The organism is Janthinobacterium sp. GW821-FHT03C10, assembly GCF_059420865.1.
In genome coordinates, this window is sequence record NZ_JBWKUN010000001.1 from 1503756 (window position 1) to 1528833 (window position 25078).

Genomic DNA, 25078 nt, shown 5'->3' on the forward strand with positions numbered 1-25078 from the left:
CCGGCCCGAAGTGGTAGCAAATGTATAAAAGAGTGTACGCATTTTCGCTGTGACCGGGGAAAGTTTCTTTTACCGTGGGCCATGCTACAGTCTTGCCACCATTTTCACCGCATGCAGGAGTCAACCATGAGCAACGCACTCGTCCCCCTCTCCACCGCCGTCGGCCTGGCCCTGCAGGCGAAGGGCCTGCTGCTGGCCACGGCCGAATCGTGCACGGGCGGTGGCGTGGCACAGGCCGTCACCGATATCTCAGGCTCGAGCGCCTGGTTCGAACGGGGCTTCGTCACCTATTCCAACGGGGCCAAGACCGGCATGCTGGGCGTGCCCGCCGAACTGATCGCCGCCCACGGCGCCGTCAGCGAGGAAGTGGCCGCCGCCATGGCGCAAGGAACGCTGGCCCACAGCGAAGCCCAGGTGGCCGTCTCGACCACGGGCATCGCCGGCCCCACGGGCGGCGTGCCGGGCAAGCCCGTCGGCACCGTCTGCTTCGGCTGGGCCATGGACGGGCGCGTGCAGACGCAGCGGCGGGTGTTCGCCGGCGACCGCCAGGCCGTGCGCGAGCAGGCCGTGGCGCACGCCCTGCGCGAACTGCTGCGTTTTATCCAGTAGCGTCGGCGACGCAGGCGCGGTCGCGTCCCGCCTGCTTGGCCGCGTACAGGGCGCTGTCGGCGCGCATCAGCAATTCGTGGCGGCCGGCGCCGTGGCGCGGATATTCGGCGATACCGGCGGAAAAGGTGCAGCCGGACAGGCTGTGCGGCGCCTGCTGGATCAGCAGCTGGCGGTAGCGCGCGGCGATATCGTCGATCTTGTGCGCGGCGATGACGCTGTCGGCCTCGCGCAACAGCAGGCAGAATTCCTCGCCGCCATAGCGGCACACCATGTCGCTGCCGCGCAGCTGGCTCTCCACCAGGCGCGCGAACTGGATCAGCACCTCATCGCCAAAGTTATGCCCGTACGTGTCGTTGACGCGCTTGAAGAAATCCAGGTCGATGATGGCGATGGCCACGGGCGCATCCGCATCGGCCGCGTGCAGGATGGCATTGAGGCAGGTTTCAAAATGGCGGCGGTTGTACAGGCCCGTCAGGTGGTCGCGCATGGCCTGCTCCTTCAGGCTGTCCTGCAGCGAATTGACGTGCAGGATCTGGTGCGCCAGTTCGCGGTTCAGGTGCTCGAGCTTGACGTTTTCCGATTCGCGCGCCGCCTGCAGCTCCAGCGCCTTGTCGCGCTCGGCTTTCAGGCTGTGCATTTCCTTTTCCAGGTTGCGCATCAGGCTGCGCGAGGCGCGCGCCGACTTGCTGCTGGCCTCGTACGCGGCCTGGTATTGTTGCAGGAAACCGTACGCGGCCTGCCATTCGCCCAGCTGGGCATTGATGTCGGACAAGCCGCGCAGGATCTGCTGCTGGTGAAACGGATTGCGCGTCCAGCTCAGCAGGCTGTGCGCCTGCGTCAGCGAGGCCAGCGCCTGCGCCGTCTGGCCCGCGTGCAGGTCCAGCTTGCCGCGCACCAGCCACGCATGCATCTGCTCTTCCAGGTCCTGGCCGCGGCGCGCATAGTCTTCCGCCCGCAGCAGCAATTGCAAGGCGCTCCCGGGCTGGTGCAGCAGGATGGCGGCGTGAGCGGCAATGCAGAACAAAAAGGCGCGCACGGCCAGGTCTTCCTCCGGCCACTCGTAAAACGGCTCGACCAGCGCCAGCGCCTCGGCTGGCTTGCCGGTGGCTAATAAACACATGGCCAGATTGGCCGAAACGATGGTTTGCTGGTATTTGAGCTTTTGCGTGCCGATGATCTCGAGCGCCTCGACCAGCAGGGGAATGGCGTCTTCATCGTTGCCCAGGTCATGCTGCGACGACGCCAGGTTCGACAGGCTGTTGACCCGGTGCGCGGGGCTGCCGAAACGCTCGGCGATGTCGAGCGCCAGCAGGAAATTGCGCGGACCGTCCTGCGTATCGCCACGGTTCAGGGCATCGACGCCCAGGCGCGCGTACAGCATGAACTTGTGCAGCGAGTCGGGGATCTGCGCGGCCTGGCTGCGCGCCTGCAGGAAGTGCTGCTCGGCATCGGCGAAGTCGCCGCGCCGGCTCGCATACGCGCCCTGCAGGGCGGCCACTTCCATGCCGCCTTCCAGGTCGCAGGTCTGCTTGAAATAGTCGCGCAGGCGCTCGCACGACGGCTCCGTTTCGCCCGCATAATAGGACAGCCAGCAATGATTGAGTTCCGCATACGCGCCGCCGCGCGCATACTGTTGCCGTTGCGCCGCCGCCAGCGCCATCTGCGCCAGCCGGCGTGCCTGGCGGCGGTTGCCGACCAGGCAAGACAGGGCTTGCTGATTCAAACGGTCAATGTCGGCTTTATCGAGACTGGAGATCGGCACTGCGTCCTCGTTCACACTCTGGGGTGCATTTTTCACACAAAACTTGCTCTGTATCAATGGTATCCTGATTAACATCATAACCAGATTCGCTCCCGCGCATGGCATCTTTGCAAAGGATTGTGGTAAAAATGCCAGTCGTGGCCTGGCCGGGCGCCAGCGCCGCTGTCACGGATCTTTGATTGTCACTGACGCAACAACTTGGAGTAGTCGCAATGCAAAACACGGTACATTTCATCCTGCAGGGCAAGGGCGGCATCGGCAAGACCCTCGTCTCGACCCTGCTGGCCCAGTGGATAGGCGGCAAGGACGACACGCCTTTGCGCTGTTATGACACCGACCAGGAAAACGCCACCTTCTCGCGCTACAAGGCGATGAACGTCAAGCACGTGCCCGTGATGACGGATGCGCGCAACATCGATCCGAAACGCTTCGACGCGCTGATGATCGACATCCTCGATACGGACGGCAACTGCGTGGTCGACAATGGCGCGAACACGTTTTCGCCGCTGATGGGCTACCTGCTGGAAAACGACTGTTTCTCTCTTCTGGAAGAATCGGGCCGCAAGGTGTACATCCACACCATCGTCGGCGGCGGCGACACCCTGCACGACACGGCCACGGGTTTTGTCGCCACGGCCCAAGCGACGAAGGTGCCGCTGGTGCTGTGGCAAAACGAACACTTCGGCCTGCTGCAATCGGCGTCCGGCAAGCAATTCGTCGAATCGCAGTCGTATGCCGACAACCGTGCGCGCGTCAAAGGCAGCATCACCTTGAGCCAGCGCAACCCCGACACCTTCGGCGCCGACGTCAAGAAAATGAATACGGCGCGCCTGACGATGCAGGAAGTGCTGCAGAACGACAAGTTCAACATCATGGAAAAGCAGCGCATCAAGGTCGTCTACCGCGACATCTTCGAACAGCTCGACAAGGTGCAGTGGTAGATGGACCGGCACACACTGCGCAGCCACGTGTTCGACAAGACGGGCATCAAGATCGACGTCGACGACCCGATATTCGCCCTGGTGGCGCTGAACGAAGCCGTGCTGGCGGACACCGTCGAACGCCAGCTGGCCCTGCTGGACGCCGCCACCCAGGCGCTGGCGGCGCAGGCGCGCGCCACGGGCGGCGTGCCGCCCGAACCGGGCGCTGCCATGCCCCAGCCCGTGCCGCAAGCGCCGGCACCATCGCCATCGCCGGCCGGGCCGGCCGGCTTTACGCCGCGCGAATGGCGTTTGCTGGGTGCGGCGGCCATCGTCTCGCTCGCCTGCGCGCTGCTGGTGCTGGGCGGCGCGGCTCTGCTGTATAAACTGTAGCACCGTCGCGCTGGGCCAGCCACGAGCGGGCCGCAGCGTCTTCCCCACCCTAGCCTGGAAGCATGCATGAAACCGATCAAATTGCTGGCCATTCCCGCCCTGATGCTGTCGCTGTACGGCGCCCCGCTCACGCTCGCCCACGCCGCCGGCGCCGCTGCCGCGACGGCAGCCATGGCCGTGCCCAATGTCGCCTACGAAAAATACACCTTGCCGAACGGCCTCGACGTCATCCTCGTGGAAGACCATAAATTGCCCGTCACGGCCGTCAACATCTGGTACCACGTGGGACCGGCGAATGAAGCGCCGGGCCTGACGGGCTTTGCGCATTTGTTCGAACACATGATGTTTGCCGCCACCAAGCACGTGCCGCGCGGCATGGCCGACCAGCTGCTGGAAGGCGCGGGCGCCACGGATTCGAACGGCAGCACGGATTTCGACCGCACCAATTATTTCGACACGGTGCCGTCGAACCAGCTGGAACTGGCCCTGTGGGCCCATTCCGACCGCATGGGCTATCTGCTGGACGTGCTCGACCAGACGGCGCTGACGAACCAGCAGGACGTGGTGCGCAACGAGCGCCGCCAGAGCGTGGAAAACGCGCCCTACGGCATCGTGCAGGAAGCCCTGTACCACCAGCTGTTTCCGAAGACCCACCCGTATTACGCCAGCGTCATCGGTTCGCATGCGGACATCCAGAACGCGAAACTGGCCGACATCAAGGAATTCTTCACCAAATACTATGGTCCCAACAATGCCAGCCTGGTGATCGCGGGCGACATCGACAAGGCGAAGACCAAGGAACTGGTCAACAAGTATTTTGGCAGCTTCAAGAGCGGCCCCGCCGTGGCCAAGCCCGACGTCGTGACGCCGCCCATCACGCAGGAGCGCCGCATCGTGGTGCAGGACCGGGTCGAACTGCCGCGCGTCTTCATGGCCTGGCTGACGCCGTCCGCCTACGCCAAGGACGATGCGGAACTGTCGATGGCCGCGCAGATCCTGGCCGGCGGCAAGTCCAGCCGCCTGTATAAATCCCTGGTGTACGACAAGCAGATCGCGCAGGACGTGGGCGCCAACCAGAGCTCGAACGCCCTCACCTCCGTGTTTACCCTCGACGTGACGGCCCGCCCCGGCCATCAGCCCGAGGAAATCGAGCAAGCCATGCAGGCGGAACTGGAGCAATTGCGCACCAAGGGGCCCAGCGAGAAGGAAATCGAGCGGGCCCGCAACGGCATCGAGACGAGCATGCTGAGCCAGGTGGAAAAAGTGGGCGGCAATGCCAACATGATGAACCAGTACAACCAGTACCTGGGCGACCCCGGCTACCTGGGCAAGGATATCGAGCGCTACCGTCAGGTGACGGCGGCCGGCGTGCAGCGCGCCGTGGACACCTACCTGAAGAACCAGTCGCGCGTGGTCGTGTATGGCGTGCCGGGCAAGCCGGACCTGGGTCCGGAAGTGGCGACGCCGGCGCCGGGCAAGGTCAAGCCGGCGCCAGGCACGGCCATCAATGCGGACGAGCCATGGCGCAACAAGGTCCCGGCCGCCGGTCCCGCGCCGACAATCGTGCTGCCGCAAGCGACGTCCTTCACCCTGAGCAATGGCTTGACCGTGATCCACAACTACAACCCGGCCGTGCCGCTGATTTCCAGCCAGCTGGTGGTAAAAAGCGGTTCGGGCGCCAATCCGCTGGCGCAGCCGGGCTTGGCCGGCTTCACGGCGCAATTGCTGCAGGAAGGAACCAGTACGCGCAGCGCGCCGCAGATCGCCGATGACGTGGCGCAACTGGGCGCTTTTCTCGGTACGGGTTCCGGCGCGGATGCCTCGTTCGCCCAGCTGACGTCGCTGAAAACCACCTTCCCGCAAGCGCTCGACGTGCTGGCCGACGTGGTGCAGCACCCGCAATTCCCGCAAGATGAAGTGGAGCGCCAGCGCGCCAGCCGCATCGGCGAACTGGCGCAGCAGCGCGAAAACGCGGCGGCCGTGGCGGCCCGCGTGGAAGCGGCCGCCCTGTACGGTCCGCAGCATCCGTACGGCTATATCCAACTGGGCACGGAAGCGGCCCTGAAAGCCACCAGCCGCGCCGACCTGCAGGCGTTCTGGCAGCAGCATTATGTGCCCAACAACGCGGCGCTGATCGTCTCGGGCGACATCGGCGCGGCGGAATTGAAGAGCCTAGCCGAATCCAAGTTCGGCAGCTGGAAGGCGGGCACGGTGGCGCCGTCCGTGACGACGGCGCCGGCCACGACGAAAGCCAGGCTGATCCTCGTCGACAAGCCGGGCGCGCCGCAGACGGCCGTGCGCCTGTCGACCATCGCCGTGGCCCGCGCGACGCCCGACTATGCGCCGCTGCAAGTGATGAACGCGGCGCTGGGCGGCTTGTTTACTAGCCGGCTGAGCAATAACCTGCGCGAAGAGAAGGGCTACACCTATGGCGTGCGCTCGCAATTCCAGTACCGCAGCCAGCCGGGACCGTTCTCCATCGCGGCCGGCGTGCGCACCGACGTGACGGGCGCGGCCGTGTCGGAAACCTTCAAGGAAATCCGCGCCATGATCGCCAAACCCTTGACGGCCAAGGAATTGTCGAATGCGCGCAATTCGCAGGTGCTGTCCCTGCCGGGCCAGTTCGAGACGAATGCCAGCATCAGCGCCAGCATGGCCAACACGTATGTCTACGGCCTGGGGCTCGACTACTACGCGACCTTGCCGCAGCGCTTTGCCGGCGTGACGGACAAGCAGGTGCAGCAGGTGGCGAAAAAATACCTGCAACCGGAAAAGCTGATCGTCATCGGCGTGGGCGACCAGGCGAAGATCGCGCCGCAGTTGAGCAAGCTGAAACTGGCGCCCGTGGAATTGCGCGATGCGGAGGGTAAGCTGAAGTAAAGACTAGCGGCGCCGGAACAGAACAGCCTTGTCCACCAGCGCCGCAATCGCCACCCCGGCCGTGTAGGCGATCAAATCGCCCCAGCCGAAGGTGGAACCGAGCACCAGATGCCCCAGCGGATGCGCGCGCAGCGCGACGAGCCAGGGCGTCTGGATCAGCTGGCCGAATTCCACGGCAAAGCAGATCAGCAGCGCAGTCAGCGCCAGCTGCCACGTGCGCATGCGCGTGGCGACGATGCCCAGCGCAAAGACGATCATCATGGCCCACAGGGCGTCGCCCGGATACTTGCCCAGCGCGGCGGGGAGGAATTGGGGATAGGCGCGCGAGGCCAGGCCCAGCGCGATGACAGCCACGGTTGCGCCCACCTGCAGCAGGCGGCGGCGTTCAGGTTTTACCAGGAACATATTTCCATTCAAAGGCACAATACGGGCCGAACCATTGCGGCCCGTCCGATATTGTACTGCGCGGCCGTGTCCGCCTGCAGCCTATCGCATCAAGCCAGGTCCACGTGCTGCGCCAGGAAGTCGAGAAAGACGCGCACGCGCAGCGGCACATGCCCGCCCTGCCCCACGAACACGGCATGTACTTCCTCGCTGTCGCCCGGGTTGAACGCTTCCAGCACGGCCTGCAAACGGCCTGCCGCGATATCGGTGCGCACCTGGAAGGCCGCCAGGCGCGCCAGTCCCAGCCCCGCCAGCGCCAGTTGCCGCAAGGCTTCGCCATCGCTGGCCTGCGCATTGCCAACGACCGGCACGACGAGGTCGCCCTCGGGCAGGCGCAACGGCCAGCCCGAGCGGGCGCGCGCGTAATTGGCGTCGAGCAGATTGTGCGATGCCAGTTCGGCCGCTGCCAGCGGCGTGCCGCGCCGCGCCAGGTAGGCGGGCGATGCCACGATCGCCATGCGCGTCTGGCCCAGCTTGCGCGCCAGCAAGTTGGAACTTTTCAGGGGGCCGGCCCGCACGGCCACGTCCGTGCGCTGCTCGAGGATATCGACCACGGTATCGGTGAGCACGATGTCGAGCGTCACCTCGGGATAGCGTTCCAGGAACAGCGGCGCCAGCGGCAGCAGAAAATGCTGGCCGAACGGCACATTCGCATTCACCCTGATCTTGCCACGCGGCACATCCTGCACGCCCGCGCAGCGCTCGGCCTCATCCAGCGCCGCCAGCACCTGCATCCCCCGTTCATACAGGCCGCAGCCTTCGGCCGTCAGCTGCAGCTGGCGCGTGGAGCGGTTCAACAGGCGCGCGCCCAGGCGCTCTTCCAGCCGAGACACGAGCTTGCTGACGGCCGACGGCGTCATGCCGCAGGCGCGCGCGGCGGCGGAAAAGCCGCCCAGCTCGACTACGCGCACGAACACTTCCAGCTCGCCGGAACGATTCACTTCGAGTCTGGCCATTGTGAATTCAACTCATAAATGTTCTTCGATGGGATAGTCTAGTACATAAATGGCTTTGCTTTCATCATGCGCACATTCCCCTTGATAAAGCGAGCCGCCATGCAACGATCTTCCCTCCTCCCCGCCGCCCTGCTGAGTCTGGCATTCAGCACCAGCCCGGCCCAGGCCGCCAACGCCGAACTTGCACCAGCCCCCGCCTCCAACTGGCTGGCCAGCTGGACAGCCAGTCCGCAAGCCGTGTGGGGCAGCGACTTTGTGCTTCCCGCCAACGTGCCCGCCGTGCTGCACGGGCAAACCGTGCGCCAGGTGGCGCGCCTCAGCATGGGCGGCCCGCGCGTGCGCATCGTGCTGTCGAATGCGTATGGCAAGGTGCCGCTGCGCATCGGTGCCGCCAGCGTAGCCCTGGCGGCGAACGGCTCGGCCATCGAAGCGGGCAGCCTGCGCACGCTGACCTTTGCCGGCCAGCCCTCGGCTACCATGGCGCCGGGAGCGCCGCTCGTCAGCGACCCCGTCGCGCTGTCCGTGCCAGACCTGGCGCGGCTGACGGTGAGCGTGCACCTGCCGCAAGCCAGTTCCGTCTCCACGTTTCACTGGGATGGCCGCGAAACGGCGTGGATTGCCCCGCAGGACCAGACGCGGGCCGCGCGCATTGACGAGGCGCAAACGGGCGTGCAGACCACCACGGCGCGCCTTCTACTCGGTGCCATCGAAGTGGAAGCGGCGCCGGCGGCGCAAGCCGTGGCCATCCTGGGCGACTCGATCACCGATGGCGCCAGCGCCAGCCTGGGGATCGATGCGCGCTGGCCCGACTTCCTGGCCGAACGCCTGGCGCCGCAGGGCGTGGCCGTGATCAATGCGGGCATTTCCGGTGGACGGCTATTGTCCGACGGCATGGGAGAGAACGCCCTGGCGCGCTTCGAGCGCGACGTGCTGGCGCAGCCTGGCGTGCGCACGGTGGTCGTCTTGTTGGGGATCAATGACATCAGCTGGCCCGGCACGGCGTTTGCGCCACAGGCACAAAGACCCACCCTGGAGGAATTAACGGCCGGCTACGCGCAGCTGGCAGCCCAGGCCCGCAGCCGCGGCGTGCGCGTGGTCGGCGCCACTTTGACGCCGTTCGCAGGCGCCCTGCCCGGCACGCCCCTGAGCGACTATTATCAGCCGGAAAAAGAGGCGCTGCGCCAGCAAGTCAATGCCTGGATACGCGACAGCGGCCTGTTTGACGCCGTGCTCGACTTCGACGCCTGGGCGCGCGACCCTGCCCATCCCCTGCGCCTGCTGCCCGCCTACGACTCGGGCGACCATCTGCACCCGGGCGACGCGGGCAACCGGGCGCTGGCGGAAGGGATAGACCTGCCGCTGCTGTTCAATAAAAATCAGTCACCGAGGCCCGCGTACAAGGCCGTGCTCAAGTAGCGTTCGCCGAACGACGGGATGATGGTGACGATGTTCTTGCCCGCGTTTTCCGGACGGCGCGCCACTTGCAGGGCGGCCCACAGGGCGGCGCCCGACGAGATGCCGACCAACAAGCCTTCATCGCTGGCGGCCAGGCGCGCCGTGGCGAAGGCGTCGTCGTTCTTGACGCAGATGATTTCGTCGTAGATGGCCGTGTTCAGGATCTGCGGCACGAAACCGGCGCCGATGCCCTGGATCGGGTGCGGCCCCTTGGTGCCTTTCGACAGCATCGGCGACGCTTCCGGTTCCACGGCGATCACTTGCAGGCCGGGCTTGCGCTCCTTCAACACTTCGCCGATGCCGGTGATCGTGCCGCCCGTACCCACGCCGGCGACGACGATGTCCACTTGCCCATCCGTGTCGCGCCAGATTTCCTCGGCCGTCGTGGCGCGGTGGATGGCGGGATTGGCGGGATTGTTAAATTGCTGCAGCATCAGGTAGCGCGGGTCGGCCGCCACCAGTTCCTCGGCCTTGCGGATGGCGCCCAGCATGCCTTCGCTGCCCGGTGTGAGCACCAGTTCGGCACCGTAGGCGCGCAGCAGGATGCGCCGTTCGCGGCTCATGGTGTCGGGCATGACGAGGGTGCAGCGGTAGCCGCGCGCGGCGCAGACCATGGCCAGCGCAATGCCCGTGTTGCCGCTGGTGGGCTCGACGATGACGGTATCGGGATGGATCTTGCCTGCGGCTTCCGCGGCGACGATCATGGACAGGCCGATGCGGTCCTTGACGCTGTGCGCGGGATTGTAGAATTCGAGTTTGGCGAGGATGGTGGCCACACTGCCGGCGGCGATGCGGTTGATGCGCACCAGGGGGGTGTTGCCGATCAGTTCAGTGACGTCGTTGGCGATGTTCATGGGAGTCTCCACAGCAATTACAGAAGAATCCAGTCTACCGCGTTTTGGCGGCGGCGCGAGCATGCGCCACCGCCAAACTGAACAATTACTTAACGTCCAGCAGTTCCACGTCGAAGATCAGTGCCGAGTTCGGCGGAATGTCGCCATTGCCGGCGCCGCGCGGGCCGTAGGCCAGTTCGCCTGGAATGATCAGGGTGCGCTTGCCGCCCACTTTCATGCCGGCCACACCCTGGTCCCAGCCCTTGATGACCATGCCCTTGCCCAGCGGGAAGTCGAACGGGCCGCGGCCCACGGAGCTGTCGAACTTCTTGCCGCGCGAATCTTTCGCCAGGGGACGATACAGCCAGCCCGTGTAATGTACGGTGACGTTGCTGCCGGCGGACGCTTCCTTGCCCGTGCCGACCTTGTTGTCGATCAGAATCAATTTATCGGCGACAGGGCCGGGGCTCAGCGAGACGGCCGAGGCGGGAACAGGCGCTGGCGCCTGTGCCTGCGCCAGCGACGCGGCGACGGAGCAGATCAGGGCAAACAAAACGGAGCTACGCGTCATGATGTATTCTTTCAGTGAGTTTCGGTGAGATCCCTGCCAATGCAAGAGGCAGGGAACGCCAATCATAGCAAACCGCCGCAACGATAGGAAAAACTTGTCGCCCGATACCCATAGCCCCCGCCTGTTTTACGCGTTGTGGCCCGATGCGGCCACGCGCGCGGCGCTGGCCGCCTGGCAGGCGCGCCTGCAAGGCAAGCCCGTGCGCGCGGACAAGCTGCACCTGACCCTGGCCTTCCTGGGCCAGCACCCGGCCAGCGACCTGCCGGCCCTGCTGGCTATCCTGGCACAATTGCCGGCGCACCCCATGCCCTTGCTGTTCGACCACGCCAGCCACTTCACGAAGCTGGCGCTGGCCTGGGCCGCCCTGGCGCAGCCGTCGCCGGCCCTGCTGGACTTGCGCGCGGCCTGCATGCAGCGCCTGGCGGAACAGGGGCTGGCGCCCCGCTTCGAGCACGACCGCTTTACGCCGCACGTGACCCTGGCGCGCCAGGCGCCGCCGCCGGCAAGCCAGGACTTCGCGCCCATCGCCTGGCAGGCGGACGAACTGGTGCTGGTGGAATCGCTGAAAAGCAGCGGCGACTACCGCATCGTGGCGCGCCGCAAACTGGCTTAGGCGGCGTCCGCCACTGGCTCGGCAGCCAGTTTGTCCTGGCGCAAGCTTTTCAGCGCATGGGCGGCCGCCACCATGCCGAAGCTGGCCGTCACCACCACGCTGGAACCGAAGCCGGCGCAATTCAAGCCCGTGACGCCGGCAGACGTGCCATCGATGGCGCACGCTTCCCCGCTCTCTGGCGTGCTCAACGGTTCCATGGAAAACACGGCGTCGACATTGAATTTGTTTTTCACGCCACGGGGAAAGCCATATTCGGTGCGCAACAGTTTGCGCACGCGCTTGAGCAGCGGTTCCTGCTCCGTCTTCGACAAATCGCGCACGGCGATCAGGGTCGGGTCCGTCTGCCCGCCCGCGCTGCCGATGGTCAGCATCGGCAGATTGCGCGCGCGGCAATACGCGATCACGGCCGCTTTCGCCTTGGCATTGTCGATGGCGTCGACCAGGTAGTCGAAATCGCGCCCGCCCAGCAACTGCTCGAGGTTATCCGGGGCAATAAAATCCTCGATCTGCGTGACCTGGCAAAACGGGTTGATCAGTTCGATGCGTTCGGCCAGGGCCGTGATCTTGGCCTTGCCGATGGTGTCGCTCATGGCCTGGATCTGGCGATTGATATTCGATTCGGCAACATTATCGAGGTCGATCAGGGTCAGGCGGCCGATGGCGCTGCGCGCCAGCGCTTCGACGATCCAGGAACCGACGCCGCCCACGCCGATCACACACACGTGGGCCGCGCGAAAACGTTCCAGCGCGGGGGCGCCGTACAGGCGGGCAATGCCGCCGAAACGCCGTTCAAAATCGATCTCGGTCAAGTCCATGGAAATTAGTTCATTGGTGGAGGTATGCATGGCGCCATTTTAACGGACACTGCGCTGACAGATATTCTAAAATAGCCGGATTGACACAGCGACAAGCTCTGTTTGTCGCCGCGCCCCCACACCGTTCACCACGAGAACTCGCCATGACCTCTCCCCTGTTCGACTCCGTTCCCGGCTTTGACCAGCCCATCGCCGTGCTCAAGCATTGCCACGACAAGATCCGCAAGCAACTGACGACCCTGCAAAACCTGCTGGCGCATCTGGTGCAGCACGGCAACACCGCGGACGCGCAGCAGGCGGCCAAGGCAGTGTTGCAATATTTCAATCAAGCCGCCCATCTGCACCATGACGATGAAGAGCAGGATCTGATGCCCATGCTGCAGGCCACCGCCACGGGCGAGGACGCGGCCCTGCTGGCGACCCTGGTGCCCGAGATCCTGGCCGACCACCAGCGCATGGACCAGGCCTGGCTGACCCTGCGCCCGGAACTGGACGCCATCGCCGCCGGCACGGGCGTGCAGCTGTCCGCCCATGGCGTGCGCGACTATGTGGCCGCCTACCAGGCCCACATGAGCAAGGAAGAGGGGCAGCTGGCGCCGATGGCCAAGCGCCTGTTCAGCGCGCGGCAGATGGAGCAGTTGGGCACGGCCATGCAGCGCCGCCGCGGCATCGCGCCCGAAGCGCCCGCAGCAGCCCAGCCGGACGCGGCCGCCGTGCTGGCAGCCATGCGCACCGATTACGTGCAGTCCAGCCTGAGCGAGATGGATGTGCTGGCCGATCCCATCGCCCAGTTCCAGAAATGGTTTGCCGAAGCCGTCAAGGCCCAGGTACTGGAACCGAACGCCATGAGCTTGTCCACCGTCAGTCCCGAGGGCAAGCCCAGCTCGCGCATCGTGCTGATCAAGCAATTCGACGAGCGTGGCTTTACCTGGTACACGAACTACCACAGCGACAAGGGCCGGCAGCTCGAGCACAATCCGCACGCCGCCCTGCTGTTCTTCTGGGGCGAGCTGGAGCGGCAGGTGCGCATCGAGGGCACGGTGGTGAAAACCACGGCCGCCGAAAGCGATGAATATTTCAATGTGCGCCCCGTGCAAAGCCGCTTGTCAGCGATTGCATCGCAGCAAAGCGCGCCCATTGACAGCCGTGCCGCGCTGGAAAGCAATTACGAGGCCGTGGCCGCCGCCGCCGTCGGCGATGCGCAGCCGCCGCGTCCGGCCCACTGGGGCGGTTACCGCTTGCAGCCGGAACGCATCGAGTTCTGGCAGGGACGCCGTTCGCGCTTCCACGACCGCATCGTGTTTACGCGTGGTGCGGACGGACAATGGAGCATGCAGCGCTTGCAGCCTTGAGCGCATAGTCAAGGCGGCGCAAAGCAAGCTGGTCAATATAGGTGTAGGCTATGAGGGTAGAAGTTACTAAATGACATTGTTTCTCAATTTGCGGCCGCAACGGCGGCCGCTACATTGGAGGCCATTTTGTTTGTACAAAACCAACTCAAGTCCTGGATCGCCAGCATCCGCAGCAAGACCGCCTTGCCGCTGCGCATAGAATTGTGGAATGGCCAGCATGTCGACCTGTCCAGCGAAACGCCGCGCGTTACCATCCGCCTGCCGACCGTCGCCTCGGCCCGCTATCTGCTGAACCCCTCACTGGCCAACCTGGGCTCGGCTTATGTGGAAGGCAATATCGAAGTCAAGGGCACGGCCCAGGACATGATTTCCATCTGCAATGCCCTGGCGCGCAACACCTTGAAACCGGAAGGCAAGCTGGCCCGCATCGTGCGCAGCTTTACGCACGACAAGAGCAAGGATGCCGAAGCCATCCGCTACCACTACGATGTGTCGAACGCCTTCTACGAGCAATTCCTCGACCCCGCCCTCGTGTATTCCTGCGCCTATTTCGAACACGGCGATGAAACCCTGGCGCAGGCGCAAGTCAAGAAGATCGACCATATCCTGAAGAAAATCCAGCTGCAGCCGGGCCAGACCCTGCTCGACATCGGCTGCGGCTGGGGCGCGCTGGTCATGCGTGCTGCACAGCAATATGGCGCCCGCTGCGTGGGCGTGACCCTGTCGGAAAACCAGTATGCGCTGGCGCGCGAGCGCGTGGCGGCGGCCGGCCTGGCGCACCTGATCGATATCCGCCTGCAAGACTACCGCGACGTGACGGGCCAGTTCGACCGCATCACCAGCGTGGGCATGTTCGAACACGTGGGCCTCAAGCATTTGCCCGAGTACTTTGCCATCATCAACAAGCTGCTGGCGCCGGACGGCATGGCGATGAACCACGGCATCACCTCGACGGACCCGGAGAATGGCGAAACGCCGTATGGGGGCGGAGAATTCATCGAAAAATATGTGTTTCCGCACGGCGAGCTGGCGCACATCGGCAATGTGCTCAAGACCATGCAGCAAGGGGGGCTGGAAGTGCTGGACGTGGAAAACCTGCGGCGCCACTATGCGCGCACCTGCGCCCTGTGGACGGAGAATTTCGAAGCCAACGCCGAGCAGATCCGTCCGCTGGCGGGCGAGCGGCGCTTCCGCATCTGGCACGTCTACCTGGCCGGCTGCGCCTATGCCTTCGAGCAAGATTTGATCAGCCTGTACCAGATCGTCTGCGTGAAGGCGGGCCGGCGCTCTTCCGCCCTGCCCTGGTCGCGCCACTACATGTATGCGCAGGACGCCAGACCGGCGCCGCTGCTGGCGACCTGATCCTGATGCACGCGCGGGGTGCTTACTTCAGGCGCCCCGCGTACATGGCGCGGAACTTCTCCACCTTGGGCACGACGACGAGGGCGCAATACCCCTGCAAGGGATGCTGCTCCACGTAATTCTGGTGGTAATCCTCGGCCGGATAAAAGACCGATGCCGGTTCCAGCTGCGTGACGATCGGCGCATCCCACACGCCGGCCATCTCGGCAAGTACCTTGCGCGCCACGCTTTCCTGTTCGGCCGACTGGTAATAGATGACGGAGCGAAATTGCGTGCCGACATCGTTGCCCTGCCGGTTCAGGGTGGTGGGGTCATGCAAGGTCAAAAAGATTTCCAGCAAGTCGTGATAGCTGATGACGGCGGGATCGAATTCCAGCCGCACCACTTCCGCGTGACCCGTCTCGCCCGTGCACACCTGATCATATGTGGGGTTGGGCACGCTCCCGCCCGTGTAGCCGGACTCGACGCGCGTCACGCCGCGCACTTCCCCGTACACGGCGGCCAGGCACCAGAAACAGCCGCCGCCCAGTACCGCCACTTCCATCTGTTGAGTCATGATGCCCTCCCGCAACGCCTGTGCGACGTATCATTTCATTACTGTAACGCAAAGCGCCATGGCCTGCAGCGCCGCTTGAAACGGCGCGTGGCGCACCGCACATATGGGGCATGCCGGCCACGATTGCGCTGGCATTGCCGATTTTTGGCATAATGTCAGCAAATAGACAGGTCACCCATGAACACACGCTCTCCCCGCGCGCCAGCGCAAGAATTCGATACGACACATTTCCGCCAGGCATTGTCGCAGTTTGCCACCGGCGTGACGGTCATTACGACGCGCCTGGCCGACGGCAGTTTCCGCGGCTTGACGGCCAGCTCCTTCAATTCCGTCTCGCTGTCGCCGCCGCTGGTGCTGTGGAGCCTCGGTTCCGTGGCGAACAGCATGCCCATCTTCAGCGGCAACTCGCACTACGTCATCAATGTGCTGGGCGCCGAGCAGGCGGAACTGGCGCAGCGCTTCGCCCGCCGTACGCCGAATCCCTTCGACGACGTCGAGTATGAGCTGTCGCGCACGGGCCAGCCCATCCTGAAAGGCGCGTCGGCCTGGTTCGAATGCCACAACCGCAGCCGCTATCCCGAAGGCGACCACGTCATTTTCGTGGGCGAAGTGGAACAATGCGCGTTTACGGCGCAAGCGCCCTTGATCTTCCACAATGGACAGTTCAACACACCGCCAGCCTGAGCGGGACAAAAAAAAATCCGCCGAGGCGGATTTTTTGTTTTACAGGGTAAATTTATACCCGATGCTGACACTCACGGCGAGCGGGTCGAGCTTGATGTCCTGCGTCTGCCCCGTCGAGAATTTCGCCTTGGTTTTCAGGAAGGTCTTGACCACGGCCACGTCGGCAAACCAGCGCTCGTTGAAGGACAGCGTGCTGCCGACCACCAGGCTGCCGGCCAGCTTGTTGTCCATGCGGTAGGTCACGGGCGATCCACCCGGATCCAGCAAGGCCGTCATCTGGCCCGAACCTCTTTCCTTCTGAAAATAAGCATACGTCAAACCCGCGCCCACGTAAGGACGGATCATCGCGTTCGGCTGGAAGAAACGGTACTGGATGAAGGCCGTCGGCGGCAAGGCTTCCGCCGTGCCCAGCTTGCCCGTGCCCTTGATGGAACCATCGCCCATCAGGTCATGCTTGTACGGCACGCCCAGGATCATTTCAGCGGAAATATTGTCCGTGATCATGTAGGCAAAGGTCAGGATGGGCTTGGTATCGGACTTGACGTCGGCCTTCGTGCCCGGCAGTGCCGGCGCGGAAATGTCGCCACTGTCGACGTGGGGCGTGATCTTGTTGACGCCGACCTTGGCCATCCAGGTGCCCGCGCTTTGCGCCGAAGCGCCAGTCGCCATGGCCATCGCGGCGGCGGCGGCCAGCACGCGTACAGCGGTATTCAAACGATTTTTCATCTTGTCTCCTGATCATTATGTGCGGATAGCCGGGCTATCCAGTCTTGTCGCTGCCAGCGCCAGCCACGTCCCCGGGACGCGGCTGGCGCGGCGATTCCTTACAGCCAGCCCCGCACGACCATGTCCTTGGCCACATAACGGGCCAGCAACAGGTTGTTGAACGGCGTAGGGTGCACATCGTCGGCATACGAGTAGTGGCTGACGTCGCCCGCTTTCAGGTTCGTGCCATTGCAGACCAGCGAGCTGCCCAGGATATTGCCTGGTGCGCTCAAGTCGCATGCCGTCTCGCTGACATTCGTCAAGCCATACGGGCCAGGGTTGGTGCCCTGGTCATGGCTGACGGCAAACACGTCGACCAGCAAGACTTTCGCATTGCCGTTCAGGCCGCCGCTCAGTTCGCCATTGAAGGCGCTGACCATGGCATTGATGAGTGCCTTGGTATTGGCATCCTTGCTCAAGCCCGATGGCGTGCCGGCCACGTCAGGCAGATTGTTGACCACCACATAATTGGCGCCCTTGGCGATGATCTGGTCCTTGACCAGCGCCACCAGCTCAGTACCCGCTTGTTTCATGGCGGCAATCAGCAATGGCCCTTGGGCCGCAGCGTAGTCGGCGCCGGCCTTGGCGCCGGCAGCATTGCCGGTAACCGTCGCATCGGCTTGCGCCTTGGTAACCAGCGGGCCATACACGGTTGGCGAGGCAACGGCCGTATTGCCAGCGATGACAGCAGCTTGCACGGCGGCACCGACGATGGTCGCCGACGTGGCGCCAGGCGCCGCGCTGGCCGTCTGGATAGCGGCGCCGATGGAGGCGGCGGCCGTGGTGGGATTGGGCGCGCCGGCGGCCAGGGCCAGGGTCAGGTTGGTGGCAAAAGCCTTGGCGCCCGCATCGGCGCCCGCCTTCGTGCCGGCCGCCGTTGCGCCGGCCTGCAATGCACCGAGCTGGTACAGCACGTCGTTACCGCCGGCCATCACGAAGACGGCTTCCGTGCCGCTGAACTTGCCGCCGGAAGCGGCCAGGTGGTTCGCGATCTGCGTCACCACGGGCACGGTCAGGGCACCCAGCTCGCTGCCCGTCAGCTTGTTGTTCGGACCGACGGGGTTGGTCACGCGCGAACCGCCCATGGCGTAGCCGTAGCAGCCAGGATGCTTGACGCGCGGCACGGACAAGCCCTTCGCCGCATTGCCTTCCAGGCCGGTCTCGGCGGCGCATGGCGCGGCCAGGCCGAATTGCGCGGCCAGGTGCTCGGTCCAGTTCTTGCCCGTCAGTTCAGGATTGATCTTGGTATTGTCGCCATTGATGGTGAACTTGCCGCCACCTTTCGCCAGCACCGTGCCCACGGCATACGAACCGACATCGGACAGGCTGTCGCCGAACGACACCTGCGCCGTGTATTTGACTTTCAAGGTTTGATCACCGCCACTGGCGCCGCCGCAACCTGCCAGGACAGCCGCAGCCAGCACGGCCAGCGCGAATTTTGTTTGATGCATTTTGTCTCCTCGGTCTTTTTTCTGGTTTCTAAACGAACGGGCGTGCTATTCGCTACCCAACTAATATGCCATCGTTCCTCAGGCTTGTATAGAAAATATGTTTTAAAAATCAACGAAATAACAACACCGCCAGCGCCCCGTCATGACGGGGCGATCCGCTGAATTATGGAGGATTTAATATGTTTCGTGGCAAGCATCTCTATTGCGCTGCATCAAGAAAAAGCCCCTTGCGGGGCTTTTTATGAGACGGATAGAAATTGCTGCAAGATACCACTTGAGCCGAACGCGGCACGCCGCAAACGGTCGTTCACGCCCAGCCAGGCGGGGCCGGTGGGCGGTGCTTCGACGAGTATCAGCTCGGCGCCGACCTGGTCCATCGTGCGCAGCGAGGCATACAGCGCATGCGCGTAATTTTCCGGGCTGGCCGCCAGGCGCACGCTGGCGCTGGCCGGCGGCAGATCCGAGTAGTGGATCAGAGCCACGCGGCGCCCGTCGTTGAGCAGGCGGTTCAAGGTGGCGCGCACGTCGTCGCTGTGCTGCATCGCAACAGGCGTATGTGGCGCGTAGTGCGATTCCAGGGTACCCGAGGCGCGTGGCGCGGCCGCGTCGGCAACAGCCGGCGCGCGGCCGATGACGGCGGCGATCTGCTCGCTGCTGATATGGCCGGGACGTAACAGCACGGGACCGTGCGTGGCCAGGCGCGACAGGTCGACGATGGTCGACTCGATGCCCACGTCACTCTGCCCGCCGTCGAGGACCAGGCCCAGCAAGCCGCTGTCGAGTTCCGCCGCGAATTCATCGCGCACGTGCTGCGCCGTGGTGGGGCTGACATTGCCGAACTTGTTTGCCGACGGCGCCGCCAGGCCGCCCTTGCCGCCCTTGAACGTGCGTAGCAAGGCGATAGCCACCGGATGCGACGGGCAGCGCAAGCCCACCGTATCCTGGCCGCCGGAAACGGCGTCGGGGATATGCGCGGCGCGCTTGACGATCAGGGTCAGCGGACCGGGCCAGAAGGCGGCCACCAGCTGCCGTGCTTCCTCGGGGATGTCGTCGGACCAGTGCGCCAAGTCGGTGCCGGGCGCCACGTGGACGATCACGGGATGGTCAGATGGACGACCCTTGGCCTCATAGATGCGCGCCACGGCGGCCGGGTTTTCCGCATCGGCACCCAGGCCGTACACCGTTTCTGTGGGGAAGGCGACGAGGCCGCCCGCCTCCAGCACGGCGGCGGCCGCCGCCAGATCTTGTGCGGGCACGCTCACGGCGCGATTCCCAGGATCAGACAAGCGTCGCGCAGGCGCTGCTGCGCCTCCGGCAAGCTGGCCGCGATGAAGGTCAGGTGGCCCATCTTGCGGCCACGGCGCGGATCGTCCTTGCCGTACAGGTGCAGGCACGCGCCCGGCAGGGCCAGGATGCGGTCCCAGGCCGGTTCGCAGGCGACATCGCTGCCGTCGGCAAACCAGGCGTCGCCGAGGAGGTTGAGCATCACGGCCGGCGAATGCTGACGCACGTCGCCCAAGGGCAGGCGCGCCATGGCCCGCACCTGCTGCGCGAACTGGCTGGTGACGCAGGCATCCATCGTGTAGTGGCCGCTGTTGTGCGGCCGGGGCGCCATTTCGTTGACCACCAGGCTGCCGTCGGTGAGCACGAAAAATTCGATGCACAGCACGCCGACATAGCCGAGTTCGGCAACCATGGCCTGCGCCGCCCGCTGCGCCCTGGCGGCGCTCTCGTCCGACACGTTCGGGCCCGGCACCGTGGTGGTAAACAAGACGCCGTCGCGGTGCACGTTTTCGGCGATCGGATACACGACCGAGGCGCCGTCCACGCCGCGCGCCGTCAGCACCGACACTTCATAGGCCAGCGGCAGCATCTTTTCCAGCAAGCAAGTTACCTCGCCCATTTCCGCGAACGCGGCGCGCACCTCGTCGCGCGTGCGCACGCGGTACTGGCCCTTGCCGTCATAGCCCATGCGCACGGTTTTCAGGATGCCTGGCAGCAAGTCGTCGGCGATGTTGTCGATATCGTCCTGCGTGGCAATCACCATGTGCGGCGCCGGCAGCACGCCGGATTTCGCGGCGCAGGCGACAAAGAAACGCTTTTCCGCGATGCGGTCCTGCGCCACCGACACGCCGTGGGCGTTGGGGGCGACAAACACGCGTTCGGCCAGGCGCGACAGGCTGTCGGCCGGCACGTTCTCGAATTCCGTGGTGACGGCCAGGCATTGCGCGGCCAGGGCGTCGAGCCCGGCTGCATCGCCGTAGCCGGCATGGACCAGGCGCTGCGCCACCTGCCCCGCAGGGCAGGCGTCGGACGGTTCCAGCACAGCCACCTGGTAGCCCATGCTCTGGGCGGCCTGGGCAAACATGCGGCCGAGCTGGCCGCCGCCCATCACGCCCAGCCACGCCGGTGGATTGGCGGCGGGCAGCAATGGGGAAGTCGATTTACTATTCATTATTTTTCAAACACATTATTCAGGCAAGACCATGGCCTTGGCGGCGGCCGTTTGCGTGGCGCGGAAGGCTTCCAGGCGGTCGGCCAGGGCGTCGTCGTTGGCGGCAAGCATCGCCACCGCCGTCAGCGCAGCATTGGCCGCGCCCGCTTCGCCGATGGCGAAGGTGGCCACGGGCACGCCCTTGGGCATTTGCAGGATCGACAGCATGGAATCTTCGCCGCGCAGGTATTTCGATGGCACGGGCACGCCCAGCACGGGCACGATGGTCATCGCCGCCACCATGCCAGGCAGGTGGGCGGCGCCGCCGGCGCCGGCGATGATGGCGCGCAAGCCGCGCGCGCGCGCGCTTTTCGCGTACGCATACATCTCGTCGGGCATGCGGTGCGCGGAAATGACCTGCGCTTCGTATGGCACGCCAAACTGTTTCAGCATTGCAACAGCATTCTGCATCACGTCCCAATCCGAGGACGAGCCCATGATGACGCCGACCAGCGGCTTATTCTGCTCAGTCATCTCAGGCCTTCAGCTTCTCGCCCGTCAGGCGTTCGATGGCTTCGAAGTACTTGGCCTGGGTTTTTTCGATGACGTCGGCCGGCAGCGCGGGCGCCGGTGCGGTCTTGCCCCAGGTCAGCGTTTCCAGGTAGTCGCGCACGAATTGCTTGTCGAACGAGGGCGGCGAAATGCCGGGCTGGTAGGAATCGGCGGGCCAGAAGCGCGAGGAGTCGGCCGTCAGCACTTCATCCATCAGATGCATGACGCCATTGTCGTCCAGGCCGAATTCAAACTTGGTGTCGGCGATGATGATGCCGCGCGTGGCCGCGTACTCGGCGGCCGTCTTGTACAGGGCAATGGCGACGTCGCGCATCTTGGCGGCCAGGTCGGCGCCGATGCGCTCTTCCATTTCAGCAAAGCTGATGTTTTCGTCATGCTCGCCCAGCTCGGCCTTGGCCGCCGGGGTGAAGATCGGTTCCGGCAGCTTTTCCGCCTGTTGCAGGCCCGCCGGCAGCGCGATGCCGCAGATGCTGCCCGTGTCCTGGTAATCTTTCCAGCCCGAACCGATGATGTAGCCGCGCACGACTGCCTCGACCATGATCGGCTTCAAGCGCTTGGCCACCACGGCGCGGCCCTTGACTTGCTCCACTTCCTCGGGCGCCACCACGGATTCCGGCGCCACGCCGGTCAGGTGGTTCGGCACGATATGGCCCAGTTTCTCGAACCAGAAGTCGCTCATCTGGTTGAGGACCTTGCCCTTGCCGGGGATAGGCTCGTTCATGACGACATCGAAGGCCGACAGGCGGTCCGTGGTGACGATCAGTATCTTGTCGTCGCCAACGGCGTAGTTGTCGCGGACCTTGCCGTGGCCCAGCAATGGCAGGGAGTGGATGGAAGTCTGATAGAGGCTGTTCATAGCGGGGGAATAGTTGGATGAAACGAAACCGGCAGGCAGGGAAGGCGCCCGCCGGTCGAGAAAATCGGGCACGGAGCATTGCTTCCGGCCCGTTCCAGACAGAATTTTACTTCACAATTTGCGACAGCTCGCCGGCCTTGTAGCGCTCGGCCATTTTTTCCAGTGGCATGGCCTTGATTTTCGACGCCTGGCCTTCGCAGCCGAATGCCTGCATGCGGGCGCGCACGATTTGCTCTGCAGCAAGACGGGCTGGCTTCAGGTAGTCGCGCGGGTCGAATTTCGATGGGTTTTCAAACAGGTACTTGCGGATCGCGGCCGTCATCGCCAGGCGGATGTCGGTGTCGATGTTGATCTTGCGCACGCCGTGACGGATGCCTTCCTGGATTTCTTCCACTGGCACGCCGTAGGTTTCCTTCATGTCGCCGCCGAATTCGCGGATGATGGCCAGCAATTCCTGCGGCACCGACGAGGAACCATGCATCACCAGATGGGTGTTCGGGATGCGCGCGTGGATTTCCTTGATGCGGTCGATGGCCAGGATGTCGCCCGTCGGCTTGCGCGTGAATTTGTAGGCGCCGTGCGAGGTGCCGATGGCGATGGCCAGGGCGTCGCACTGGGTACGCTGCACGAAGTCGGCCGCTTGCGCCACGTCCGTCAACAGTTGCTCGCGCGTCATGGTGCCGTCGGCGCCGTGGCCGTCTTCCTTGTCGCCCTTCATGGTTTCCAGCGAACCGAGCACGCCCAGTTCCGCTTCCACCGTCACGCCGATGGCGTGCGAGAATTTCACCACTTCACGCGACACTTCCACGTTGTATTCGTAGGAGGCGACCGACTTGCCATCCGCTTCCAGCGAACCGTCCATCATCACGGAAGTAAAACCCGAGCGGATGGCGGCCATGCAGACGGCTGGCGACTGGCCGTGATCCTGGTGCATGACGACGGGAATGTGCGGATACGCTTCGACGGCGGCGTCGATCAGGTGGCGCAGGAAGGCTTCACCGGCGTACTTGCGCGCGCCAGCGGACGCCTGCATGATCACCGGCGAGTTCAAGGCATCGGCGGCGGCCATGATGGCTTGCACTTGTTCCAGGTTGTTGACGTTGAAAGCAGGAATGCCATAACCGTTTTCGGCGGCATGGTCCAGCAGTTGACGCATGGATACGAGAGACATGGTAATACTCCAGATAACAATAGAAACCATTGCGGCGCTTCGCGGTTCATGACCGCGGCGGCGCCTGAATTCTTTACCTCAGATCAGCACGGCATCGAGGTCGCCAACCTTGACGATTTTCAATGCATTCGTGCCACCCACCTGGCCCATCGGCTCGCCCCAGGTGACGACGATCATGTCGCCCTTCCTGACGATGCCCTGTTCCACGAGTAAATCTTCCGCCAGCTTCAGCACTTGCGCGCTGGGAGCGTTCTGCATCAGATGATACGCCCGAACATTGCGGTACAGCGCGGCTTTGCGCAAAGTCGTGACGCTGGGCGTGAGCGCGTAGATCGGCGTGTCGATGCTGTGGCGGCTCATCCACAAGGCGGTGGAACCGGATTCCGTCAGCGCCACGATGGCTTTTACGCGCAGGTGATGGGCTGTAAACAGGGCGCCGTAGGCGATCGACTGGTCGATGCGGGTAAACGTGACGTTGAGGAAATCGGCATCGAGCTTGTTGTATTCGGACTGTTCCGCTTCCACGCAGATGGCAGCCATCATTTCCACCGTCTCGATCGGGTACTTGCCCGAGGCCGTTTCCGCCGACGTCATGACGGCATCCGTGCCGTCGAGCACGGCATTCGCCACGTCGGACACTTCCGCGCGGGTCGGCACGGCGTTGACGATCATCGACTCCATCATCTGCGTGGCCGTGATGGCCAGCTTGTTCGACGCGCGCGCCATCTTGATCATGCGCTTTTGCAAGGCCGGCACGGCCGCATTGCCCACTTCCACGGCCAGGTCGCCACGGGCCACCATGATGCCGTCGGAAGCGTCGAGGATTTCCTGCAGGGCAGGAATGGCTTCCGCGCGCTCGATCTTGGCGATCATCATCGGCTTGTGGTGGTACGGTTCGCCCGCGATATTGGCCAGCTGGCGCGCCATTTCCATGTCGGTCGCGCATTTCGGGAAGGAAATGGCCAGATAGTCGGCCTGGAAACTCATGGCCGTCTTGATATCTTCCATATCCTTGGCCGTCAGCGCGGGCGCGGACAGGCCGCCGCCCTGGCGGTTGATGCCCTTGTTGTTCGACAGCTCGCCGCCGATCTTGACGGTGGTGTGGATTTCGCTGCCGTGGATGCGCTCGACGATCAGCACGATGAGGCCGTCGTTCAGCAGCAGCACGTCGCCCTTGTGCAGGTCGCGCGGCAGGGCCTTGTAGTCGAGGCCGACCCGTTCCTGGTTGCCCAACTCGCCGTTTTCTCCCCACTTGGCGTCGAGGATGAAGCGCTCGCCCGCTTCCAGCTGGATGCGGGTGTTTTCAAACTTGCCGACGCGAATCTTCGGCCCTTGCATATCGGCCATGATGGCCACTTCGCGGCCGCACTCGGCCGCCGCCAGGCGCACCAGCGCGGCGCGGTCGATATGGTCCTGCGCCTTGCCGTGGGAAAAATTCAAGCGCACCACATCGACGCCCGCACGTATCATTTTGACCAGGATATCGAAGTCGGTGGAGGCGGGGCCGATTGTTGCTACGATTTTTGTACCACGTGGCATAGGAATCCTTGTGCGCGAGCGAAGGTGAGCAAGGCCGGTTTGAGACAGCAGCCGGCAAGGTAAAAGCGCAGCGGTCAGGCTGCG

The 25078-nt window shown here is 64.2% G+C and carries 24 protein-coding genes; 9 read left to right on the forward strand and 15 right to left on the reverse strand.

What is annotated here, in order from left to right; genetic code table 11:
- Positions 1-126 precede the first annotated feature (126 nt).
- Positions 127-609, forward strand: a complete 483-nt coding sequence (locus AC07VH_RS06410; protein ID WP_475417024.1) for a CinA family protein — start codon at positions 127-129, stop codon at positions 607-609.
- Here the strand turns inward: AC07VH_RS06410 and AC07VH_RS06415 are convergent.
- The gene (locus AC07VH_RS06415; RefSeq protein ID WP_494788258.1) at positions 599-2371 is read right to left on the reverse strand and encodes a diguanylate cyclase; all 1773 of its coding nucleotides are present in this window, start codon (positions 2369-2371) and stop codon (positions 599-601) included. The two genes, AC07VH_RS06410 and AC07VH_RS06415, sit on opposite strands and share 11 nt — an antisense overlap.
- A gap of 212 nt (positions 2372-2583) precedes the next feature.
- Here AC07VH_RS06415 and AC07VH_RS06420 point away from each other — a divergent pair, with 212 nt between their 5' ends.
- From AC07VH_RS06420 to AC07VH_RS06430, 3 genes are all read left to right on the forward strand, one after another.
- The gene (locus tag AC07VH_RS06420; protein ID WP_101482913.1) at positions 2584-3312 is read left to right on the forward strand and encodes a P-loop NTPase family protein; all 729 of its coding nucleotides are present in this window, start codon (positions 2584-2586) and stop codon (positions 3310-3312) included.
- A complete protein-coding gene (traM, locus tag AC07VH_RS06425) occupies positions 3313-3684 on the forward strand; it encodes a conjugal transfer transcriptional regulator TraM (RefSeq protein WP_489629681.1) in 372 nt (123 codons plus the stop codon).
- Between the two features lie 66 nt (positions 3685-3750).
- Positions 3751-6564 (forward strand): M16 family metallopeptidase, encoded by a 2814-nt coding sequence (locus AC07VH_RS06430; protein ID WP_494788257.1) that lies wholly within the window; start codon positions 3751-3753, stop codon positions 6562-6564.
- Positions 6565-6567: 3 nt separating this feature from the next.
- Here AC07VH_RS06430 and AC07VH_RS06435 read toward each other — a convergent pair whose 3' ends face one another.
- Positions 6568-6969: a ribosomal maturation YjgA family protein gene (locus AC07VH_RS06435; RefSeq protein WP_475417028.1), complete on the reverse strand. Its 402-nt coding sequence runs from the start codon at positions 6967-6969 to the stop codon at positions 6568-6570.
- Between the two features lie 89 nt (positions 6970-7058).
- Positions 7059-7964 (reverse strand): LysR family transcriptional regulator, encoded by a 906-nt coding sequence (locus tag AC07VH_RS06440; RefSeq protein WP_494788256.1) that lies wholly within the window; start codon positions 7962-7964, stop codon positions 7059-7061.
- A 99-nt stretch (positions 7965-8063) separates the two neighbouring features.
- Here AC07VH_RS06440 and AC07VH_RS06445 point away from each other — a divergent pair, with 99 nt between their 5' ends.
- The gene (locus AC07VH_RS06445) at positions 8064-9380 is read left to right on the forward strand and encodes an SGNH/GDSL hydrolase family protein (RefSeq protein WP_494788255.1); all 1317 of its coding nucleotides are present in this window, start codon (positions 8064-8066) and stop codon (positions 9378-9380) included.
- On the opposite strand, the gene cysK is transcribed toward AC07VH_RS06445, so the two are convergent.
- Positions 9341-10273 (reverse strand): cysteine synthase A, encoded by a 933-nt coding sequence (cysK, locus tag AC07VH_RS06450; RefSeq protein WP_494788254.1) that lies wholly within the window; start codon positions 10271-10273, stop codon positions 9341-9343. The two genes, AC07VH_RS06445 and cysK, sit on opposite strands and share 40 nt — an antisense overlap.
- A gap of 85 nt (positions 10274-10358) precedes the next feature.
- Complete coding sequence (locus AC07VH_RS06455; protein WP_034780576.1) at positions 10359-10823, reverse strand: FKBP-type peptidyl-prolyl cis-trans isomerase; 465 nt, start codon at positions 10821-10823, stop codon at positions 10359-10361.
- A gap of 94 nt (positions 10824-10917) precedes the next feature.
- Here AC07VH_RS06455 and thpR point away from each other — a divergent pair, with 94 nt between their 5' ends.
- Positions 10918-11436: an RNA 2',3'-cyclic phosphodiesterase gene (gene thpR, locus AC07VH_RS06460; protein WP_494788253.1), complete on the forward strand. Its 519-nt coding sequence runs from the start codon at positions 10918-10920 to the stop codon at positions 11434-11436.
- On the opposite strand, the gene tcdA is transcribed toward thpR, so the two are convergent.
- Entirely contained in the window at positions 11433-12281 is an 849-nt protein-coding gene (gene tcdA, locus AC07VH_RS06465; RefSeq protein ID WP_494788252.1) for a tRNA cyclic N6-threonylcarbamoyladenosine(37) synthase TcdA, read from the reverse strand. The genes thpR and tcdA overlap by 4 nt on opposite strands.
- A gap of 113 nt (positions 12282-12394) precedes the next feature.
- On the opposite strand from tcdA, the gene pdxH reads away from it, so the two are divergent.
- Both pdxH and AC07VH_RS06475 read left to right on the forward strand, forming a co-directional pair.
- Positions 12395-13603, forward strand: a complete 1209-nt coding sequence (gene pdxH, locus AC07VH_RS06470; protein ID WP_494788251.1) for a pyridoxamine 5'-phosphate oxidase — start codon at positions 12395-12397, stop codon at positions 13601-13603.
- A 126-nt stretch (positions 13604-13729) separates the two neighbouring features.
- Positions 13730-14965 (forward strand): class I SAM-dependent methyltransferase, encoded by a 1236-nt coding sequence (locus AC07VH_RS06475; RefSeq protein ID WP_494788250.1) that lies wholly within the window; start codon positions 13730-13732, stop codon positions 14963-14965.
- Between the two features lie 22 nt (positions 14966-14987).
- Here the strand turns inward: AC07VH_RS06475 and msrA are convergent, their stop codons facing one another.
- On the reverse strand, positions 14988-15521 hold the full coding sequence (gene msrA, locus AC07VH_RS06480) for a peptide-methionine (S)-S-oxide reductase MsrA (protein ID WP_494788249.1): 534 nt from the start codon (positions 15519-15521) through the stop codon (positions 14988-14990).
- A 177-nt stretch (positions 15522-15698) separates the two neighbouring features.
- Between msrA and AC07VH_RS06485 the strand changes: the two genes are divergently transcribed.
- Positions 15699-16205 carry a flavin reductase family protein gene (locus AC07VH_RS06485; RefSeq protein ID WP_475417894.1) on the forward strand — a complete coding sequence of 169 codons (507 nt, stop codon included), beginning with the start codon at positions 15699-15701 and terminating at the stop codon, positions 16203-16205.
- 39 nt (positions 16206-16244) lie between these two features.
- Here the strand turns inward: AC07VH_RS06485 and AC07VH_RS06490 are convergent, their stop codons facing one another.
- From AC07VH_RS06490 to pyk, 8 genes are all read right to left on the reverse strand, one after another.
- Positions 16245-16931, reverse strand: a complete 687-nt coding sequence (locus AC07VH_RS06490; protein WP_475417895.1) for an OmpW/AlkL family protein — start codon at positions 16929-16931, stop codon at positions 16245-16247.
- 98 nt (positions 16932-17029) lie between these two features.
- Positions 17030-18421: an SGNH/GDSL hydrolase family protein gene (locus tag AC07VH_RS06495; protein WP_475417896.1), complete on the reverse strand. Its 1392-nt coding sequence runs from the start codon at positions 18419-18421 to the stop codon at positions 17030-17032.
- A 239-nt stretch (positions 18422-18660) separates the two neighbouring features.
- Positions 18661-19683, reverse strand: coding sequence for an L-threonylcarbamoyladenylate synthase (locus AC07VH_RS06500; protein ID WP_494788248.1), 1023 nt, complete (start codon positions 19681-19683; stop codon positions 18661-18663).
- Positions 19680-20876, reverse strand: coding sequence for a 5-(carboxyamino)imidazole ribonucleotide synthase (locus tag AC07VH_RS06505; protein ID WP_475417898.1), 1197 nt, complete (start codon positions 20874-20876; stop codon positions 19680-19682). Before AC07VH_RS06505 ends, AC07VH_RS06500 begins: the two co-directional genes overlap by 4 nt.
- 15 nt (positions 20877-20891) lie before the next feature.
- The gene (gene purE, locus AC07VH_RS06510) at positions 20892-21389 is read right to left on the reverse strand and encodes a 5-(carboxyamino)imidazole ribonucleotide mutase (RefSeq protein WP_475417899.1); all 498 of its coding nucleotides are present in this window, start codon (positions 21387-21389) and stop codon (positions 20892-20894) included.
- A gap of 1 nt (position 21390) precedes the next feature.
- Positions 21391-22284 carry a phosphoribosylaminoimidazolesuccinocarboxamide synthase gene (locus AC07VH_RS06515; protein WP_034780603.1) on the reverse strand — a complete coding sequence of 298 codons (894 nt, stop codon included), beginning with the start codon at positions 22282-22284 and terminating at the stop codon, positions 21391-21393.
- A 106-nt stretch (positions 22285-22390) separates the two neighbouring features.
- Entirely contained in the window at positions 22391-23455 is a 1065-nt protein-coding gene (gene fba / locus AC07VH_RS06520; RefSeq protein ID WP_034746119.1) for a class II fructose-bisphosphate aldolase, read from the reverse strand.
- 78 nt (positions 23456-23533) lie between these two features.
- Positions 23534-24994 (reverse strand): pyruvate kinase, encoded by a 1461-nt coding sequence (gene pyk, locus AC07VH_RS06525; RefSeq protein ID WP_475417901.1) that lies wholly within the window; start codon positions 24992-24994, stop codon positions 23534-23536.
- Between the last annotated feature and the right edge of the window lie 84 nt (positions 24995-25078).

Excerpts from the sequence above, each read along its gene's own strand:
- purE (WP_475417899.1), bottom strand. The coding sequence starts at position 21,389 with ATGACTGAGCAGAATAAGCCGCTGGTCGGCGTCATCATGGGCTCGTCC.
- AC07VH_RS06515 (WP_034780603.1), bottom strand. The coding sequence starts at position 22,284 with ATGAACAGCCTCTATCAGACTTCCATCCACTCCCTGCCATTGCTGGGC.
- traM (WP_489629681.1), top strand. The coding sequence starts at position 3,313 with ATGGACCGGCACACACTGCGCAGCCACGTGTTCGACAAGACGGGCATC.
- AC07VH_RS06505 (WP_475417898.1), bottom strand. The coding sequence starts at position 20,876 with ATGAATAGTAAATCGACTTCCCCATTGCTGCCCGCCGCCAATCCACCG.
- AC07VH_RS06490 (WP_475417895.1), bottom strand. The coding sequence starts at position 16,931 with ATGAAAAATCGTTTGAATACCGCTGTACGCGTGCTGGCCGCCGCCGCC.
- AC07VH_RS06440 (WP_494788256.1), bottom strand. The coding sequence starts at position 7,964 with ATGGCCAGACTCGAAGTGAATCGTTCCGGCGAGCTGGAAGTGTTCGTG.
- AC07VH_RS06430 (WP_494788257.1), top strand. The coding sequence starts at position 3,751 with ATGAAACCGATCAAATTGCTGGCCATTCCCGCCCTGATGCTGTCGCTG.
- AC07VH_RS06485 (WP_475417894.1), top strand. The coding sequence starts at position 15,699 with ATGAACACACGCTCTCCCCGCGCGCCAGCGCAAGAATTCGATACGACA.
- msrA (WP_494788249.1), bottom strand. The coding sequence starts at position 15,521 with ATGACTCAACAGATGGAAGTGGCGGTACTGGGCGGCGGCTGTTTCTGG.
- AC07VH_RS06445 (WP_494788255.1), top strand. The coding sequence starts at position 8,064 with ATGCAACGATCTTCCCTCCTCCCCGCCGCCCTGCTGAGTCTGGCATTC.
- AC07VH_RS06435 (WP_475417028.1), bottom strand. The coding sequence starts at position 6,969 with ATGTTCCTGGTAAAACCTGAACGCCGCCGCCTGCTGCAGGTGGGCGCA.
- pyk (WP_475417901.1), bottom strand. The coding sequence starts at position 24,994 with ATGCCACGTGGTACAAAAATCGTAGCAACAATCGGCCCCGCCTCCACC.
- pdxH (WP_494788251.1), top strand. The coding sequence starts at position 12,395 with ATGACCTCTCCCCTGTTCGACTCCGTTCCCGGCTTTGACCAGCCCATC.
- cysK (WP_494788254.1), bottom strand. The coding sequence starts at position 10,273 with ATGAACATCGCCAACGACGTCACTGAACTGATCGGCAACACCCCCCTG.
- AC07VH_RS06420 (WP_101482913.1), top strand. The coding sequence starts at position 2,584 with ATGCAAAACACGGTACATTTCATCCTGCAGGGCAAGGGCGGCATCGGC.
- AC07VH_RS06455 (WP_034780576.1), bottom strand. The coding sequence starts at position 10,823 with ATGACGCGTAGCTCCGTTTTGTTTGCCCTGATCTGCTCCGTCGCCGCG.
- AC07VH_RS06410 (WP_475417024.1), top strand. The coding sequence starts at position 127 with ATGAGCAACGCACTCGTCCCCCTCTCCACCGCCGTCGGCCTGGCCCTG.
- AC07VH_RS06495 (WP_475417896.1), bottom strand. The coding sequence starts at position 18,421 with ATGCATCAAACAAAATTCGCGCTGGCCGTGCTGGCTGCGGCTGTCCTG.
- tcdA (WP_494788252.1), bottom strand. The coding sequence starts at position 12,281 with ATGCATACCTCCACCAATGAACTAATTTCCATGGACTTGACCGAGATC.
- fba (WP_034746119.1), bottom strand. The coding sequence starts at position 23,455 with ATGTCTCTCGTATCCATGCGTCAACTGCTGGACCATGCCGCCGAAAAC.